We start from the raw sequence: 16,940 nt of genomic DNA on the forward strand, positions 1-16,940 counted from the left end.
CTGGCCGATGGCGGCGAGCTTCAGCGAGCCGTGTAGCCGCCGTCGATGACCAGCTCCGAGCCGGTCATGAACTTGGATTCGTCTGAGGCCAGATAGACTATGCCCCAGGCGATATCGTCGGGTTCTCCCATGTGCTCGAGCGGGTGCAATGCCGCGGTCGCAGCTTTGCCCTCCTCCAGGTTGCCCTGGCTCTTGAGGTGATGTTCCACCAAAGGCGTCCAGATAAACCCGGGATGAACTGAATTCACGCGTATACGGTCAGCAGCGTAAAGCAGTGCATCGGTTTTGGTCATCATCCGCACTGCGCCTTTAGAAGCGTGATAAGGGGGAATATCAGGGGCGCTGACCAATCCATAGATAGAAGAGAGGTTGATGATACTGCCCCCGCCTGCGGCCCGCAGCAGGGGTATAGCGTGCTTGGTGCACAGAAACACACCCTTGACGTTTACCGCTTGAACGCCGTCCCACTCTTCTTCCGTTAGTTCGTGTGTAGGCTTGTTAGGCCCGGCTATTCCGGCGTTGTTTACCAGCACATCCACATGCCCAAAATGATCGGCGACCGCCCTGAAAGTTTCTGCGACCTCTTGTTCGCTGGCGACGTTGCAATGCCAATAAGCTGCGCTCAGGCCCTTCGCGCTGATCTCGGCGGCAAGTGCGCGGCCTTCAGCGTCAAGGCAGTCGAGAACAGCAATCGCAGCCCCCTCCTCGGCCATGCGTATGGCTGCCGCTCTACCGATACCAAGCGAACCGCCGGTGATGATTGCCACTTTCTGCTTGAGCCGATCCATGGAATTGTCCCTGGTATTAAGCCGCCAATTTTTGACTGTTCCGCCAGCTATCCTTTACGCCGGCAGTCACCTGAAGCTATTTGCTGCGAGAACACAGCAGCTGGTTACGCAGCAGATCAGCCCCTGCATCAAGGTGCACAATACATCTATGCGAGTCCAACCAGATTATTCCCGGAGACCACACCAGATTTTGATATGAATCAAGAACGGAGAAGTTTAAGGCTCTCTCCAGTGGCTAATTCTGGCCTCTTGCCGACGCTGCCTCCGAGACATTCTGTACAGACCCGCCGCCGGACCGTTTAGGCTGAGCGGCGTTCAATCCAACTGCACTCAACTATACGGCAAGCTGCCTCTGGTGCCTTTCGTTCCGGAATCGCCGCAACCCCTACAGTGCGTTTTGCCGCCAGGTGCTAAGATGCTCCACCCCGCAGCAGCCAAGCCATTTATAAAGAGCCCTATGACCCAGGACCAGATAGTCATTCTCACGATTTTGACCGCCACCATTGGCATGTTCCTATGGGGGCGCTGGCGTCATGACATGGTTGCCCTCGGTGCTCTGCTGGCTTGTGTCGTGGCGGGTCTGGTGCCCTCGGCGGAGGCTTTTGCGGGCTTTGGCCACCCGGCGGTCATTACGGTCGCCTGCGTGCTGATCCTGAGCTATGGCTTGCAGCGGACAGGCGCGGTGGATGCCCTCGCGAAACGGGTCCTGCCCACTGCTGCGGGGCCAATGCTCTCTTTGGCTGTTCTCACAGCCCTGGGCGCCGTGCTGTCGGCTTTCATGAATAACGTCGGTGCCATGGCGTTGTTGATGCCGATAGCTATCCACCTTGCCCGCAAGCACGAGCTGCCGCCGGGCAAGGCACTGATGCCTCTCGCGTTCGGTACCATTCTGGGCGGCATGACCACCCTTATCGGCACGCCGCCCAACCTCATTGTTTCGGGCTTTCGCGCGGAGGCCGGCCTTGGCAGTTTCGGCATGTTCGACTTTGCCCCGGTCGGCCTGGCCGTGGCTGTTACCGGAGTTGTCTTTGTCGTTCTGATCGGGCGCTACCTCGTGCCTCGGCGGGAACAGGCCGGCGCGGAGAGCTTCGACACGGGCACCTACTTTACCGAAGTGCGCGTGACCGAAGATGGCAAAGCCAACGGTAAAACCCTTCGAAAACTGGAAGCCAAGCTCGAGGAGGTTGATGGCCAGATTGTTGGGCTGGTTCGAAACGCCTTCCGGGTAACCGCACCCAGCCCCGGCCACGTGCTTCAGCCAAGTGACGTGCTGGTACTGGAGGCCGAACCCGAGGCCTTGTCGGGCATTCTCTCCAACCTCGGCCTTGAACTGGCGGCCGAGCCAGACGACGAAAAGGACGAAAACGGGGCATTGGAAGAAACGGACCAGGCCGGAGAAGAAGACACTGAAAGGAGAGAAGAGTCCGAGGATGTCGAGCTGCAGGAGCTCGTAGCCATGCCTACATCGAGCCTTATAGGTCGCTCCGCAGACCAGCTCGGCCTGAGAGCGCAGCACAACCTCAACCTCATCGCCCTGTCCCGGGAAGGGATGCGTTCCATCAAGCGGCTGCGCTCGACGCCTATCCAGGCCGGCGACCTGCTGCTGATGCAAGGGACTCCAGAGGCTTTGTCCGGTTTTGCGTCCAAATTCAGCTGCGCGCCGCTGGCAGACCGCTCCCTTACCATTCCCGACAAGGGACGGGCAACCATCGCCTCCCTGGTGATGGCCGCCGCGATTGGCGGGGCCGCCTTTGGCCTCCTGCCTGCCGCCGTGTCCTTTGCAGCTGGGGTACTGGTGTTCATGGCGCTCTGGATTGTGCCACCGCGACAGGTCTACGAAACCATAGACTGGCCGGTGATCGTCTTGCTTGCTGCGCTAATCCCCGTGGCCGGTGCGATGGCGACTACGGGCGCTGCGGATTTTCTCGCGGGCCACATGCTTAACTGGATCGCTCAGGACAACGCCATCATTGCCCTGACGGCCATCCTCGTCGTCACCATGGTGCTGTCCGATTTCATGAACAACGCCGCGACCGCTGCAGTTATGGCCCCGGTGGCTATCAGCTCGGCCGCCCAGCTCGGCGTCAACCCCGACACTTTCCTGATGTCCGTCGCGATCGGTGCCTCCTGCGCCTTCATTACACCTATCGGACACCAGAACAATACGCTCATCCTCGGCCCCGGCGGTTTTCGATTCGGTGATTATTGGCGACTGGGCCTGCCGTTGGAACTACTGGTCGTTGCGGTAAGCGTGCCGATGCTGCTTTGGGTATGGCCGCTATAAGCCGGTGCGTTGCTATGCATTTGAATCCTTAGCTGAGCAGGTGCACCACCTGGGGTGGCTCTCCACCTCGTATTACGGGGGCCTCTCGAGCTCGCACCCGCTTTTCCTGCAACCAGTTTGCAAGGCGCTAAACGCGGGCGCATAGTCGTCTATCGCATACCGTTCCCCATCAGTAGTCGTACCTACCGTCGCAAGTTCTTGTTGTTCAGTTGATCTTGGTCAGTTTTTGCAGTGGTCCTGGGGCCTATGCTTGATATGTCGATATGTCGTCATCACAAGGAGTCGCGTCGTGGCCAAAGAAAACTCGCCCCCATCAAATCCTGAAGAAGAGCTGACGTCCAGGTTCCCGACTGCGTACTCTATTCTCTTTCTGCTCATCGTTCTCGTCGCGGCACTGACGTGGATTGTGCCGGCGGGGCAGTATGAACGGACAATGAATGAAGAAGTGGGGCGGGAAGTCGCGGTACCGGGCACCTATGAAACCGTCGAGCCTAACCCCCAGGGCTTTACCGATGTGCTGCTGGCACCCACGGCGGGTTTTTACGATCCCGACAGTTATGCGGCCAACGCCATTGATGTCGCCCTGTTCGTACTCTTCCTGGGCGGCTTTCTGGGCGTAATGAATGCCACGGGCGCGATCGATACAGGTATTCGCAGCTCCATGCACCGCATGGAGGGGCACGAGATATGGATGATCCCCATACTCATGACGCTGTTTGCACTCGGCGGCACTACCTACGGCATGGCAGAGGAAACCCTGGCGTTCTACGCCATTCTGATTCCGGTGATCATCTCGGCCGGCTATGACGCTGTGACCGGGGTTGCCGTGATTCTGGTCGGCGCCGGCATCGGTGTCCTGGGGTCGACTATCAACCCTTTTGCGACAGTGATCGCGGCCAATGCGGCCGACATTCCCTTTACTGATGGCATCGGCCTGCGGCTGGTACTGCTGGTCGGCGGCCTGGTTATCTGCGCAGCCTACGTCATGCGCTACGCCCAGCGGGTCAAGGCAGACCCGTCCCGCTCGGTGGTGGCCAGACAGAGAGACGCGCACCGCAAACTGTTCCTCCAGGGCCATGATGAACTGGACAACTTCGACCTTTCCGCCACCCAAAAAATCGCCCTGATCATTTTCGCGGTCACGTTCATCGTCATGATCTGGGGTGTCGCGTCTCAGGGCTGGTGGATGGCCCAGATGGGCGCACTCTTTCTGGGCTCTGCCATTCTGATTGGCGTCATAGCCCGCCTGGGTGAAAAAAAGCTGACCGGCAGTTTTGTCGACGGCGCTCGCGACCTGCTCGGCGTTGCACTCGTGGTGGGTCTGGCCCGCGGCATCGTCGTCATCATGGAGCAGGGCATGATCGCCGATACCATCCTCCACAGCGCAGAGACCACCCTGGGCGGGCTGCCAGAGCTGGCGTTTATCAATCTGATGTTCTGGATAGAAGTCGGCATGAGCTTCTTCGTGCCCTCGTCTTCGGGCCTTGCGGTTTTGTCGATGCCGATCCTGGCACCGCTGGCCGACTTCGCCAGTGTCGGGCGTGACCTGGTGGTAACCGCTTTTCAGTCCGCCAACGGGCTGGTCAACCTGATCAATCCCACGTTCGCCGTAGTCGTGGGCGGCCTCGCCATTGGTCGGGTCTCCTACGACCGCTGGCTGGTATTCATCTGGCCGCTGTTGCTGATACTGACGATATTCGTCAGCGTAGTGCTCAGCATCGGCGTGTATCTTTGATCTCCGGCACAATTTGATCTCCAGCAGAATAGGTAGAGCGATGACGGAACATACCCTTGGCGTGCACTCGGAAACCGGTACTCTACGGCAGGTAATTGTCTGTCGCCCGGGCCTGGCGCACAGGCGCTTGACGCCTTCCAACTGCGATGCCCTGCTGTTCGATGATGTGTTCTGGGTCAAGCAGGCCCAGAAAGATCACGACATTTTCGCCGGCCTGATGCGCGAGCGCGGGGTTGACGTTCTGGACGTTAACGAGCTGCTGGCTGAAACCCTCGATATTACCGAGGCACGCGCCTGGATTCTGGATCACCGGATCACCTGGAACACCATCGGCGTCGGCATGGTGTCCGATCTTCGCGCCTGGATGGACGAATTGCCGGGGCAGACATTGGCGGAATTCCTGATCGGTGGGCTGGAGGTGGGCGACCTGCCATTCAACCCGACCGGCCTGTTCGGCAATCACCTGGGCCGCCACGGTTTTGTGCTGCCGCCCCTGCCGAACTTTCTTTTCACCCGGGACAACAGCGCCTGGATCTACGGTGGCGTGACGCTCAACCCCATGTACTGGGCCGCGCGCAAACCGGAAACCCTGCTGATGAGCGGCATCTACCGCTACCACCCCCAGTTCGCGGGCAAGGTCAGCGTCCACTGGGGCGACCCCCTCAAGGACCAGGCCCTGGCGACCCTTGAGGGCGGCGACATCATGCCGGTTGGCAACGGTGCGGTTCTGGTGGGTATGGGTGAGCGCTCCTCCCCCCAGGCCATCGGTCAGCTGGCCAAGGCGCTGTTTGCCAACGGTACCGCCGAGCGTGTCATCGCCTGCCAGATCCCCAAGACGCGCTCAGCGATGCATCTGGATACCGTGTTTACCTTCTGTGGCGGCAATGTCGTAACCACCTTCAAGGAAGTCGCCGACCAGATGGTCTGCTACGACCTGCGCCCCGGCGAGGGTGACAAGCACCTGTCTTTCCAGCAGGACCCACGACCGCTGTTCGAGGTTGTCGCGGACATCCTTGGCTATCCGTCGCTGGAGGTCATCCCAACCGGCGGCAATACACCGGCCGAGCGAGAGCGGGAACAGTGGAATGATGGCAACAATGTACTGGCCCTGAGCCCGGGCGTAGTTATCGGTTACGACCGCAACGACGACACCAACGCCGCCCTGGAGGCGGCCGGCATTGAGGTGCTGGCGATCCCTGGGGCCGAACTGGGCCGGGGTCGGGGCGGCGGACGTTGCATGAGTTGCCCGACTATTCGTGACGCGGTCTGACTTTGACTCAGGAAGGAACAGAACAATGGCATTCAATCTCAAAAACAGGCACTTCCTCACCCTGCGGGACTTCACCCCCCGTGAAATCAGTTTCCTGCTCAAACTTTCTGCAGACCTGAAGGCGGCTAAATACGCAGGCACAGAGGTTCCTCAACTTCGGGGCAAGGATATCGCCCTCATCTTCGAGAAGAACTCCACGCGAACACGGGTCGGGTTCGAGGTAGCCGCTTTTGACCAGGGCGCCAGAGTCACCTACCTGGGGCCCACCGGTACACACATAGGCCACAAGGAGTCGGTCAAGGATACTGCCCGGGTACTAGGCCGTGTTTATGACGCCATAGAGTACCGGGGGTTCGGCCAGGCCGTGGTTGAAGAGCTGGCCCAATACGCCGGCGTGCCCGTCTACAACGGTCTGACCAACGAATTCCACCCCACCCAGATCCTGGCGGATTTCCTGACAATGCAGGAAAACGTCGAGAAACCGCTACGTGATACAGCTTTTGTGTTCATCGGCGACGCCGCCAACAACATGGGCGACAGCCTGCTGATCGGTGGTGCCAAGATGGGCATGGACGTGCGCCTGTGTGCGCCCAAAGCCTGCTGGCCAACTGACCAGATCCAGCAAGAAGCAGAGGCCATCGCCAAAGACACCGGTGCCAGGATCATGATCACCGATGATATCGATGCCGCAGTGGCAGGCGTGGATTTTGTCTATACGGATGTCTGGGTCTCCATGGGCGAACCCAAAGAGAAATGGGCGGAGCGGATCAAACTGCTGATGCCCTATCAGGTCAACGCGGCCCTGATGGAGAAGACCGGTAACGCCCGGGTTAGATTCATGCACTGCCTCCCGGCATTCCATAATACCGAGACCACTGTCGGCAAAGAGATACAGGCAGAGTTTGGCATCGACGCCATGGAAGTGACGGAAGATGTCTTCGAAAGTCCGGCCTCGATCGTTTTCGACCAGGCGGAAAACCGCATGCATACCATCAAGGCCGTACTCGTCGCCACGCTCGGCGCCTGAAAAGGAGGACACGCACATGCTCGTAGTAGCAGCCCTCGGGGGCAACGCCCTGTTACGCCGCGGCGAGCCCCTGACCGCCGAGGCTCAGCGCGCCAACGTAAAAATAGCCGCGCACGCGCTGGCCGATGTCATCCGTGCGGGCCACAAGCTGGTAATCACCCATGGGAACGGTCCCCAGGTCGGGTTGCTGGCGCTGCAGGGAGCAGCCTACAAACCGGACGAGGCATACCCGCTGGATGTGCTGGGGGCTGAAACCGAGGGCATGATTGGCTACATCATCGAGCAGGAACTGGAGAATGCCCTGGGTCATGACCGACCGGTAGCGACCCTGCTCACCCAGGTCCTGGTGGACAAGGACGACCCGGCGTTCCGCAAGCCGACCAAGTTTGTCGGGCCGGTGTACGAGAAGGCGGAAGCCGAGGCCCGGGCAGAGTCCGGCGGTTGGCAGATCGCGCAGGATGGCGACAAGTGGCGCCGCGTCGTCCCCTCGCCAAAACCCCTGGAAATCCCGGACGCTCGCGTACTCAAACTGCTGCTGGACCAGGACGTCATTGTGATCTGCGCGGGCGGCGGCGGCATCCCGATACTGCGCCGGGACGATGGCAGCATGGTCGGGGTCGAAGCCGTTATCGACAAGGACGCAGCCAGTGCCCTGCTAGCCCGTGAGCTGGGTGCCGACGCCCTGCTGCTGCTGACAGATGTGGATGCGATCTACCGGGACTTCGGCAAAGACTCGGCTGCACCCCTTCCGCAACTGACCGCCGCTGAAGCCCAGGCACTTGACCTGCCTGCGGGGTCCATGGGGCCCAAACTGGAAGCCGCCGCCGCTTTTGCTGCGAGCGGCGGCCTCAGTGGGATAGGCCGGCTGGAAGATGCGGTGGCCATTCTCGAGGGCTCGGCGGGCACCCGGGTCGTGAGCTGAGCTGGCGCTATTCGCGCACCACTACTTCAAAGCCGCCGTAGATCAATCGCTTACCGTCAAACGGCATCGGATTGGTATCGGGCTGCAGGCGGGGGTCCTCCATGATTCTGGGCATGGCCTGGTCCCGTACTTCGCGGGAAGGCCACTCCACCCAGGAGAAAATCACGGTCTCGTCGGGGCCGCATTTTACTGCCATGGGGAAGGACGTCACTTCTCCATCGGGAACATCGTTGCCCCAGCATTCCACAAACCTTAAAGCCCCGTGCTCCTTGAACACGACCGCCGCTTCGGTCGCGTGTTTAATGTACTGCGCTTTGTTGGCGTTGGGTACCGCAGCGACAAATCCATCTATGTAGCCGTCTGTATCAGGCATGGCGAATCTCCTTGTTCAGTCTTTGGGTGGTAGTTCCCGGTCTTTGGGTGGTAGTTCCCGCACGGGCCGGACTTCGATACTGCCGAAGCGCGCCGGCGGAATCCGACCCGCCAATTGCAGGGCTTCGTTCAGATCCTTGGCCTCCAGCAGGTAAAAGCCGGCCAGTTGTTCCTTGGTTTCCGCAAACGGTCCGTCTGTTAACAGCACTTCACCATCCCGCACCCGCACAGTGGTCGCTGTATCAATGGGTTGCAGGGGGGTGCCGGTGACATAGTTACCTTGGGCGGTCAGGCGTTCGACCCCGGCCACGCATTCCTGGTTGAGGTCGTGCCATTCCTGCTCGGTCATGGCGTTGATAATGCTCTCCTGGTAATACACCAGAGCGACATATTTCATGAGATTCTCCCTGCGGTGAATGGCCGCTGAATGAACGTTAATGGACTCGCTACAGGCACGCCTTGAGGTCGCAGCTGACCATCCAGTGCACGCCGAACCGGTCCGTCGGCATGCCGAAACGGTAGGCCCAGAAGGTCTGCTCGAAGGGCATGGTTACTGAGCCGCCTTCGGACAACCGTTGAAAGACCCGTTCCGCCTCTGTCACATCGTCATACTGCAGGTGGATATGAGCCCCCTGGGGTGGCTGATACTGGTCGCCTGGAGCGTCGGACGCCATCAGGCGGCGGCCTCTCAGGTTAAGCGAGGCGTGGGCGATCTGATCCTGCATCTCAGGGGGCATTTCTGCGGCCATCGGCGTTTCGCCGAAGGTGAGCATGGCCTCCAATTGCCCGCCGAAAACCTCTGCATAGAAACGCATCGCTTCGCGACAGTTACCCGGAAACGCCAGGTACACGTCCACCGCGGACGGAAGCCGATCCAGTGAGCGATGCTTCTCCAACGCCTCGCTGGGCTCGAAATCCTCCAGTGCGAAATACCGACGCAACTCCAGGGTGACATTGCCGTCCGCATCTTCGGGTGGCCATTGTTTTGCCCACGCGATGGCCTCTTCCAGTGAGTCCACTTCGAGTACGCTGTAACCGGCCAATAATTCGCTCGGCTGCGTGAACGGGCCATTTACGACCTTCGGCTCGCCACCGCGAAATTCGATGCGGCAGCCCTCGCGGCTGGGGCGCAGGCCGTCGCCCGTCACGAATACCCCCGCCTGCATCAGGCGCTCGTTATAGTCGGCCATCGCCTGCAGGAGCTGCTCTGATGGAAGCTCGCCGTTTTCGGTTTCCACATCTGCCTTGCGCATCAACATGTATTTCATCTTCGCGTCCTCTTCTGGGTGTTTTTATCAGTGAGTCGCGCGGAAACGATGAGATTCGACAGAAGCGGGCAATTTTTTTTCAGGAAAGGCTGGTCACTTGCTGCAGGCGACGTTCGAGGAAGCGCTGCTCGGGACCCTGGGTGGAAAGTGCCAAGGCTCTCTGGTAAGCCATGGCAGCGGCCTCCTGGTCGCCGGCCCGGCGGTGCAGATCCGCCCGGGCCGCGTGGAACAGGTGGTAATTGACGATTTCCTTGTGACCGGCCAATTCTTCCAATAAGCGCAGGCCATCGGCCGGAGTGTCGCGCATGGCCACGGCAACTGCCCGGTTGAGCGCGATTACGGCGGAACGCTCCTGCCGGTATAAGGCCTCGTACAGAAGGGCGATGCGAGCCCAGTCCGTGGCTGCTGCCGAGAGAGACCGGGCGTGAACAGCGGCAATGGAGGCCTGCAGCGTATAAGGGCCGGTGGGCGTGAGTGCCAGTGCCTGCTCCAGCCATTGCAGCCCTTCACGAATACCGTCTTTATCCCAGCGATTACGGTCCTGCTCCTCCAGAGTAATAAGCTCGCCGTTCTCGTCCTGCCGGGCATGTCGCCGGGAATGGTGTAAGAGCATCAGGGCGAGTAGCCCGAATACCTCACCCTGGGGCAGAAGCCGAGCTAGCTCCCGGTTCAGCCGGACAGCTTCGGTCGAAAGACTGACATCAAGGACCTGTTCACCACCGCTCTGGGAATAGCCTTCGTTGAAGACCAGATATATCACCCGCAGGACACCCGGCAAACGTTCCCCAAGCGCCTGCGCCTCGGGCACCTCGTAAGGGATAGCTGCATCACGGATCTTGCGCTTGGCCCGGACGATCCGTTGGGCCAGTGTGGTTGGTTTCTGCAGGAGTGCGCTGGCCACCTGCTCGGTCGTCAGCCCGCACATCTCCCGCAGCGTCAGCGCCACCCGGGCCACCATGTCGAGGCTGGGATGGCAGCAGGTGAACAGCAATCGCAGCTGATCGTCCTCGATACTCTGCTCGTCCGCCTCAAAAAACGCTTGCTCCGGCGCCTCGATCAGATGGGCATATTGTTGTGCCGTCTGCTTGCGTCGAATCTGGTCTATGCCCCGGCGATGCCCGGTACGAATCAGCCATGCCGCCGGATTGTCGGGCACGCCCTCCTTCGGCCACTGCCGTACCGCCGCGACAAAAGACTCCTGCATAGCCTCCTCGGCCAGGGAGAAATCACCGAGCAGCCGGATCAGCGTGGCCAAGACGCGGCGGGAGTGCTGCCGGTAGAGTTGGCCGATGGCCTGTTGTTTGGTCGGCATGAAGAGACATCCTCGTCCGAATCTCTGGGCTAGCCGTCACAGCGCGACAACACAGCCGATGACCTTCAGGAATGAAATCTAGCGCTTCGGAAAATACTTTGAAAGACTATTCACACGAGACCGGGGCTAACCACCACTACCTGGGGCGACGTTCTAAGCGCCTGTTAAGAAACAACGGTTACGGAATCGCCCCTCCTTTCGTAGGGTAAGTACTCATCGCCATTCGCGCTTAAAGAGCCTGAAAGCGCTGCTAGTTCTAAAGAGCACAAGTGCTGATTCACTGACGCAGAACGTCCAGTGGCACCGGAGCCTGGTGGGCTCCGGCACGCAATGGCTGGTGCCCTGGCTGCCAGCCCAGAAAATCGGGACATTTGTACGCTCAAATACGGGCGCCTGACTGGTATCGGGCGATACCAGGAAGTCAAAACTGCCGGACGAAAGGAGCATCGGCCCGAACTGTTGATCGTTTAAACTGGTATCACACCCCAATCCCTCGCCTTAACCCCCTGATATATCAATGCTTAGGCGCAGTTGCGGTAGTGCGCTCGTCCCGCGCCGCCATCCGGGCTCCGCCGCCAACAAAAGTAGCGAAACGCTACCTCCGTCACATTTTCGACAACAACCCAACGAGCTTACAGGTGTTCACCCAATGCCCCTCCCCGCGAAGGGGGCGATCAATTCTGCTTCTGCGTAAGCTCATCCACTCCGAAACAATAACAACGACGGAGGCCAATTATGGCTATCTCACCGTGGGTCACGTGGCCCGCACTGACAAAGTACGGCTCCTTGGGCGTAATAAGCGGTTTGCTGGTTCTGGCCAGCCAGCGCATAGAACTGCTCGAAAACAACATGTTCGACCTGGAGGACTGGGACAAAAAGAACGCAGAGATCGTCTGTGACGAACGCAGCCACACGGCGCGCACTGAAGACGGCACCTGTAACATCCTTGAAAACCCGGCAGAAGGTTCTGCGTTCGTGCGCTTCGGCCGCAACGTCAACCCGAACGTTGCCCACGCGGAAACCGAGCAGGACACGCTGCTTATTCCCAACCCGCGCGAAGTCAGTAACGTCCTGATGTCCCGTGGTGATGACTTCAAGCCCGCCACAACCCTCAACTTCATCGCAGCCTCCTGGATCCAGTTCATGGTCCACGACTGGTTCGACCACGGTCCCCGGGCCGAGGGCAACCCGATTGAGTTCGCCCTGCCCTCTGGCGACAAACTGGGCAGCGGCACCATGAGCGTGCGCCGGACCCAGCCCGATCCCAGCCGTACAGACGCCGACGGCAATATGATCGCGACCTATCAGAACATCAACACGCACTGGTGGGACGGCTCGCAGATCTACGGTAGCGACAAAGAAACCAACGACGAGATCCGGGCATTCAGCGGTGGCAAGTTGAAGCTCACTGATGCCGGAACACTGCCGACCGAGTTCATCAGCGGTAAGCCAGTAACGGGGTTCAACGAGAACTGGTGGGTTGGCCTGAGCATGATGCACCGGCTCTTTACCCTCGAGCACAATGCTATTGCTGACCGTCTGGCGCAAAGCTACCCGGACGCCTCCGACCAGTGGATCTATGACCGTGCGCGTCTGGTAAACGCGGCACTGATGGCCAAGATTCACACCGTTGAATGGACGCCCGCGATTCTTGCCAACCCGGTTCTGGAGCGTGCCATGTACGCAAACTGGTGGGGCCTTGGCGGTGACCAGGAAAACCGCGACTTCTTCCAGAAAGCGCTGGACGATCTGAACAACAACGTCAGCGGCGTCGGTAACCTGTTCCGCATGCTTGGCATCGATACCGACCTGGGCAACATGCCGCCGGGCACCATCGACCATGCGCTGGGCGGACTGGTCGGTGCACGCGAACCGAACGACTACGGCGTACCCTATACCCTGACCGAAGAGTTCGTGTCGGTTTACCGGATGCACCCGCTGCTGCGCGATGAGATCGAAGTCTACGACATCGGTAGCAATATCGTTGAGCAGGAAATCCCGCTGCCGGACACCCGCGACGGCAACGCCGAGGACTACCTCGACGACATTGGCGCAGATAAGCTGTGGTACTCCTTCGGCATCACCCATCCAGGTTCCCTGACCCTGGAAAACTACCCTGACTTCATGCGCGAGCTGTCCATGCCCATCGTTGGCGACATCGACATGGCGGCGATAGACGTCCTTCGTGACCGTGAGCGTGGGGTTCCCCGCTACAACGAGTTCCGTCGGGAAATCGGCCTGAAGCCGATCACCAAATTCGAAGACCTGACCGCTGATCCCGAGCTGCTGGCTAACCTCAAGCGTCTGTACAACAACGACATCGAAATGATCGATACGCTCGTTGGCCAGCTCGCTGAAGAAACCCGCCCTGACGGCTTCGGTTTTGGGGAAACGGCGTTCCAGATCTTTATCCTGAACGCGTCACGCCGACTGATGACTGACCGTTTCTTCACCACGGACTACGTGCCGGAGGTTTATACCCAGGAAGGTATCGACTGGGTGGAAGCCAACACCATGGTCGATGTTATTCGTCGTCATTATCCCAGCCTGAGCAGCAGCCTGGCCGGCATGGACAACGCGTTTCAGCCGTGGGGCCTGAATATGCCCGAGGCGTATGAAACCTGGTCAGCCGAACAGAAGCAGAACCATCTGTGGACTAACGGCGTCCTGCGCACCGAGTACCAGGATGGCCAGATGCCTGCGATTGATCCTGTCGACATCGGCGGCCTGATCAGCTCTGTGCTGTGGGATAAAGTAAATCGCGAATCAGATGTGGCGCCGGCCGGCTACGACAAGCCCATCCATGCCAACGGCGTAACCGCCAAAGTAGCGTTCCAGGCTGTCGGCGGCCACCCCTACACCGGCCTGTTCACAGGTGCCGACCACGGTATTCTTCGACTGTCGGTCACAGGTGATCCCAACGACCGCGGCTTTGCACCAGGTCTGGCGTTGAAGCTGTTCAACGACGGCAAGCGTTCGCAGAACATCTCAGCCCTGTACACGCTCTCCGGTCAGGACAGTAACCACAACTTCTTCGCCAACGAGATGTCGAACTACGTGTCTCCCGAGGCCAACGACACTCTGGGTAGCACGGTGTTGTTCTCACTGGTCACCACCAAGCCAACGCTGCTGATGGCCAATGATATCTCCGAAGTGAACCAGGATGGCACCAGTGTGGCTGACGCAGTTGCGCCGACACAGATCTACTTCGTTCCCAACGAAGAACTGAGAGCGGTGTTTGATGAGTCGCCCCACGATTTCCGGGACGACCTGCTGACACTGGGCGAAGGCACCAAACTCTACGATGTCTACGCCACCTCTGAAAACATCCGCTCCTCTATCTTCCCGAGCCGCAACCGTCGCCTTGCCGAAGAACGTCGCAACAGCGCCGTTAAAGTAGGGGAACTGACGACGACATCAGAAATGGTCGCGTCACAGTTCGGTGATTCTGGAATGTTCTTCAAGCACGAGCGTTACGAAGACCGCTAGCCAAGACCTGCGGGGTGCCCATATGGCTACCCCGCAACTCTATTTGTCCGCTCGCATTTAGCTCCCTTGCATTTAATTCCCTTGCACTCAATTCTTTTGCATTTTCCTCCCTTGCGTATTGCCGCTTTCCATTCGCCGCTTCGGGAAGGGCCTGCTTTGCCTGTACTGGCTGCTTTACCCAACCACCTTCTGGCCGAATTCGTGTATCCCATCTTGGGCAATGTCTCTGCCGGCAGCACCGGTTGTCTGGAATGCTCAGTGAGCAAAGACAGCTCCGACATTGCGCCGGTTTTGATACAAGTCCAGCGCTGTCGAGATAGCGATGCGCTCCAGGAGCCTGTCAGCGAAGCGCGGCTTCAAAGCTTTTCTAACAAAAGCCGTGCCTCTTCCCTGCGGCCCTCGTCAGCCCGCTCGCGGCCAGGACGCGCCGGCGCTTCGAGCGCTTTGTTCAGATAGACTCTGGCGCGATCCGGCTGTCCCTGATCAACCAGAAACTCTGCGAAGAAAAAGTTCGGATCAATACCGGCGGGGTTAATGTTCAGCGCTTTGCGCAGATAAGCTTCAGCTTTCTCGTCGTCACCGTACCCCAGCGGCCATCCCGGCACCTTATGATAGAGGCTACCGAGCGACGTGTAGGCTGAGCCCTGCAAAGCCAGCTTGTCGAGATCAAGCGCAGCTTCCAGTCGCCGGCGGGCTTTTTTCACCAGACCGAGGGCCCCGAATCCGCCCTTTGCACCTGCATAGGTGCTGAGGATGATCCCCTCCCAGATCAGTGGCTCTGCCCTGCCCGGAAAACGCGCCACCAGGTCGGCTGCGTCATCGGCCAGGGCTTCGAACGCTTTTTCCCGGTCATCTTCCGGCGTCTCATACTGAATCCTGGCCCAGCGTTGCTGGAGTTCCAGCAGATCCTCTTCAAGACCGACGGCTGACGCCGGCAGTGCCAGGAGCAAGGCAAAAAGTAGTGTTGCGATTCTCATTGGGTAGCTCCGGAGTCAAGGAAACGGCGGATAACCGGTAGCTGCTTCAGCATGGCTTTATCAACCAGCCGAGGCAGAAGGCTGTTGAGGACCACGAACAGTTTCTCCGGCCAGCCGAGAAAACGTCGCTTTTGCCCTTTTTTCATCGCCTTGAGAATTTGCCCGGCAACTGCTTCTGGCGCGTCCATAACGTTGCCGAGGGCTTTATTCATGGCATTGACCGCTTCCGGATTCATGGCTGTGGCGGTGGCACGGGGGGCGACATACATCACCTCAACCCCGGTATCGGCAAGCTCACGGCGCAAGGCCTCTGAGAAGCCCCGCAAGCCGAACTTGGTCGCGCAATAGGCGGTATAACCGGGAAAACCGATGCTGCCGAAAGTCGAACCCACGAAGACCAACGCGCCGGTGCCACGCTGGCTGAACCGGGGCGCAAAGTGTCGGGCCACGATAATAGCGCTGCGCAGATTGACAGCGATCTGCTCATCAATAGCGCGTACCGGGGCCTGACTGATCGAGGCAAAGTGATTACTGCCGGCGCAGTGAATCACGCCGTCGATCACCGGGAAGCGCTCGGACAGTCCGACCAACTGGTGATCGAGATCGTCGGCAGACAAGTCCAGTCGGACGGTCATTATTGTGCCGGGGGTTTCCTCCCTGGCTATTACCCGCGGCTTTTCATCGATCGTCCGCGAGGCGATTATCAGCCGGGCACCTGCCTGCACCAGAGGCTCCACCAGAGCCTGTCCGATACCGCCGGTGCCGCCCAGCAGCAGAAAGACGCGATCACGCAGCTGCATGGTGTTTACCCTCAGCGGTGTGCACCAGCGGAATGCTGTGCAACATGTCGCCATACAGCTGGTAGACGACCTTTGCGGCTTCCACAATAGCCTGCTGGTCTTGCGGTTCGGTTATGCCATCCATGAGGTTCCGGAAGAACTCGAAGTGCGCCTGGTCCAGAGCCCCGTGGGAGAAGAGATAGCTGAATGCCGTATCAGGCAACTGCAACTGTTCTTGGATGGCCTGGCCAAGCGGTGTCGCCAGCTCAATGCTGGTACCCTCCAGCACTTGCACCATGCCAAAAAAGGCCGCCGGGTTGCCGCGCTCGATCTGGTCGTAGAGATAAGCCACCATGAGCTTGATCGACAGGTGCGGTGCGCTTGCGCGACTGTCAGCTTTGCTAACGCCGCAAGCCTCAAGATCATTGAGAATCCATTCCTGGTGGCCGTATTCTTCATCGATATACTCCACCAGCGCCTTGCGGACGAACTCAAGGCGCTCGGGCAATCGCGCCCCGCAGGACATCATCAGCGGTACCGTGTGTTTAACATGGTGGTAGGCCTGGGTCAGAAACCAGGTGTAGCTTTCGAGATCAAACCGTCCCTCAGCGATCGCCTTGACGACGGGCGCCTGGGTCACGTGTTGACGTTCCGCTTCGGTGCGGGCTTGCAGGGTATTGAAAAAACCCATGGGTAACTCCTTAATGGTCAGGTAGC

14 protein-coding genes are annotated in these 16,940 nt (G+C 59.4%); 6 read left to right on the forward strand and 8 right to left on the reverse strand.

Annotation, left to right across the window (positions count from 1 at the left end; genetic code table 11):
• Positions 1-20 precede the first annotated feature (20 nt).
• Positions 21-788, reverse strand: a complete 768-nt coding sequence (locus tag soil367_RS14850; RefSeq protein WP_136549833.1) for an SDR family NAD(P)-dependent oxidoreductase — start codon at positions 786-788, stop codon at positions 21-23.
• Positions 789-1,245: 457 nt separating this feature from the next.
• Here soil367_RS14850 and soil367_RS14855 point away from each other — a divergent pair, with 457 nt between their 5' ends.
• The 5 genes from soil367_RS14855 (at position 1,246) to arcC (ending at position 8,026) form a co-directional block, all read left to right on the forward strand.
• Positions 1,246-3,072, forward strand: coding sequence for an SLC13 family permease (locus soil367_RS14855; protein ID WP_136549834.1), 1,827 nt, complete (start codon positions 1,246-1,248; stop codon positions 3,070-3,072).
• A gap of 289 nt (positions 3,073-3,361) precedes the next feature.
• Entirely contained in the window at positions 3,362-4,807 is a 1,446-nt protein-coding gene (locus soil367_RS14860; RefSeq protein ID WP_136549835.1) for a YfcC family protein, read from the forward strand.
• A gap of 40 nt (positions 4,808-4,847) precedes the next feature.
• A complete protein-coding gene (locus soil367_RS14865) occupies positions 4,848-6,077 on the forward strand; it encodes an arginine deiminase (RefSeq protein WP_136549836.1) in 1,230 nt (409 codons plus the stop codon).
• 25 nt (positions 6,078-6,102) lie between these two features.
• On the forward strand, positions 6,103-7,104 hold the full coding sequence (locus tag soil367_RS14870; RefSeq protein ID WP_136549837.1) for an ornithine carbamoyltransferase: 1,002 nt from the start codon (positions 6,103-6,105) through the stop codon (positions 7,102-7,104).
• Between the two features lie 16 nt (positions 7,105-7,120).
• Positions 7,121-8,026, forward strand: coding sequence for a carbamate kinase (gene arcC / locus soil367_RS14875; RefSeq protein ID WP_136549838.1), 906 nt, complete (start codon positions 7,121-7,123; stop codon positions 8,024-8,026).
• 7 nt (positions 8,027-8,033) lie between these two features.
• Here arcC and soil367_RS14880 read toward each other — a convergent pair whose 3' ends face one another.
• The 4 genes from soil367_RS14880 to soil367_RS14895 all read right to left on the reverse strand — a co-directional run bounded on the left by soil367_RS14880 (position 8,034) and on the right by soil367_RS14895 (position 10,978).
• Positions 8,034-8,399, reverse strand: coding sequence for a DUF1428 domain-containing protein (locus tag soil367_RS14880; protein WP_136549839.1), 366 nt, complete (start codon positions 8,397-8,399; stop codon positions 8,034-8,036).
• Positions 8,400-8,414: 15 nt separating this feature from the next.
• Positions 8,415-8,795 (reverse strand): YciI family protein, encoded by a 381-nt coding sequence (locus soil367_RS14885; protein WP_136549840.1) that lies wholly within the window; start codon positions 8,793-8,795, stop codon positions 8,415-8,417.
• Positions 8,796-8,844: 49 nt separating this feature from the next.
• Positions 8,845-9,666 (reverse strand): VOC family protein, encoded by an 822-nt coding sequence (locus soil367_RS14890; RefSeq protein ID WP_136549841.1) that lies wholly within the window; start codon positions 9,664-9,666, stop codon positions 8,845-8,847.
• A 79-nt stretch (positions 9,667-9,745) separates the two neighbouring features.
• The gene (locus soil367_RS14895; protein WP_136549842.1) at positions 9,746-10,978 is read right to left on the reverse strand and encodes an RNA polymerase sigma factor; all 1,233 of its coding nucleotides are present in this window, start codon (positions 10,976-10,978) and stop codon (positions 9,746-9,748) included.
• Between the two features lie 735 nt (positions 10,979-11,713).
• Between soil367_RS14895 and soil367_RS14900 the strand changes: the two genes are divergently transcribed.
• Positions 11,714-14,467 carry a peroxidase family protein gene (locus soil367_RS14900; protein WP_136549843.1) on the forward strand — a complete coding sequence of 918 codons (2,754 nt, stop codon included), beginning with the start codon at positions 11,714-11,716 and terminating at the stop codon, positions 14,465-14,467.
• A 356-nt stretch (positions 14,468-14,823) separates the two neighbouring features.
• On the opposite strand, the gene soil367_RS14905 is transcribed toward soil367_RS14900, so the two are convergent.
• The 3 genes from soil367_RS14905 to soil367_RS18850 are packed head-to-tail and all read right to left on the reverse strand — an operon-like array spanning position 14,824 to position 16,914.
• Positions 14,824-15,444, reverse strand: a complete 621-nt coding sequence (locus soil367_RS14905; protein WP_136549844.1) for a tetratricopeptide repeat protein — start codon at positions 15,442-15,444, stop codon at positions 14,824-14,826.
• The gene (locus soil367_RS14910) at positions 15,441-16,244 is read right to left on the reverse strand and encodes an SDR family oxidoreductase (RefSeq protein WP_136549845.1); all 804 of its coding nucleotides are present in this window, start codon (positions 16,242-16,244) and stop codon (positions 15,441-15,443) included. Before soil367_RS14910 ends, soil367_RS14905 begins: the two co-directional genes overlap by 4 nt.
• Positions 16,231-16,914 (reverse strand): iron-containing redox enzyme family protein, encoded by a 684-nt coding sequence (locus soil367_RS18850; RefSeq protein ID WP_172962362.1) that lies wholly within the window; start codon positions 16,912-16,914, stop codon positions 16,231-16,233. The genes soil367_RS14910 and soil367_RS18850 overlap by 14 nt, the downstream gene beginning before the upstream one ends.
• Between the last annotated feature and the right edge of the window lie 26 nt (positions 16,915-16,940).

Origin of the sequence: Hydrocarboniclastica marina (assembly GCF_004851605.1) — a bacterium.
GTDB classification, from domain to species: Bacteria; Pseudomonadota; Gammaproteobacteria; order Pseudomonadales; family Oleiphilaceae; genus Hydrocarboniclastica; species Hydrocarboniclastica marina.

Excerpts from the sequence above, each read along its gene's own strand:
- soil367_RS14870 (WP_136549837.1), top strand. The coding sequence starts at position 6,103 with ATGGCATTCAATCTCAAAAACAGGCACTTCCTCACCCTGCGGGACTTC.
- soil367_RS14865 (WP_136549836.1), top strand. The coding sequence starts at position 4,848 with ATGACGGAACATACCCTTGGCGTGCACTCGGAAACCGGTACTCTACGG.
- soil367_RS14895 (WP_136549842.1), bottom strand. The coding sequence starts at position 10,978 with ATGCCGACCAAACAACAGGCCATCGGCCAACTCTACCGGCAGCACTCC.
- soil367_RS14885 (WP_136549840.1), bottom strand. The coding sequence starts at position 8,795 with ATGAAATATGTCGCTCTGGTGTATTACCAGGAGAGCATTATCAACGCC.
- soil367_RS14890 (WP_136549841.1), bottom strand. The coding sequence starts at position 9,666 with ATGAAATACATGTTGATGCGCAAGGCAGATGTGGAAACCGAAAACGGC.
- soil367_RS14910 (WP_136549845.1), bottom strand. The coding sequence starts at position 16,244 with ATGCAGCTGCGTGATCGCGTCTTTCTGCTGCTGGGCGGCACCGGCGGT.
- soil367_RS18850 (WP_172962362.1), bottom strand. The coding sequence starts at position 16,914 with ATGGGTTTTTTCAATACCCTGCAAGCCCGCACCGAAGCGGAACGTCAA.
- soil367_RS14905 (WP_136549844.1), bottom strand. The coding sequence starts at position 15,444 with ATGAGAATCGCAACACTACTTTTTGCCTTGCTCCTGGCACTGCCGGCG.
- soil367_RS14880 (WP_136549839.1), bottom strand. The coding sequence starts at position 8,399 with ATGCCTGATACAGACGGCTACATAGATGGATTTGTCGCTGCGGTACCC.
- soil367_RS14850 (WP_136549833.1), bottom strand. The coding sequence starts at position 788 with ATGGATCGGCTCAAGCAGAAAGTGGCAATCATCACCGGCGGTTCGCTT.
- arcC (WP_136549838.1), top strand. The coding sequence starts at position 7,121 with ATGCTCGTAGTAGCAGCCCTCGGGGGCAACGCCCTGTTACGCCGCGGC.
- soil367_RS14855 (WP_136549834.1), top strand. The coding sequence starts at position 1,246 with ATGACCCAGGACCAGATAGTCATTCTCACGATTTTGACCGCCACCATT.
- soil367_RS14900 (WP_136549843.1), top strand. The coding sequence starts at position 11,714 with ATGGCTATCTCACCGTGGGTCACGTGGCCCGCACTGACAAAGTACGGC.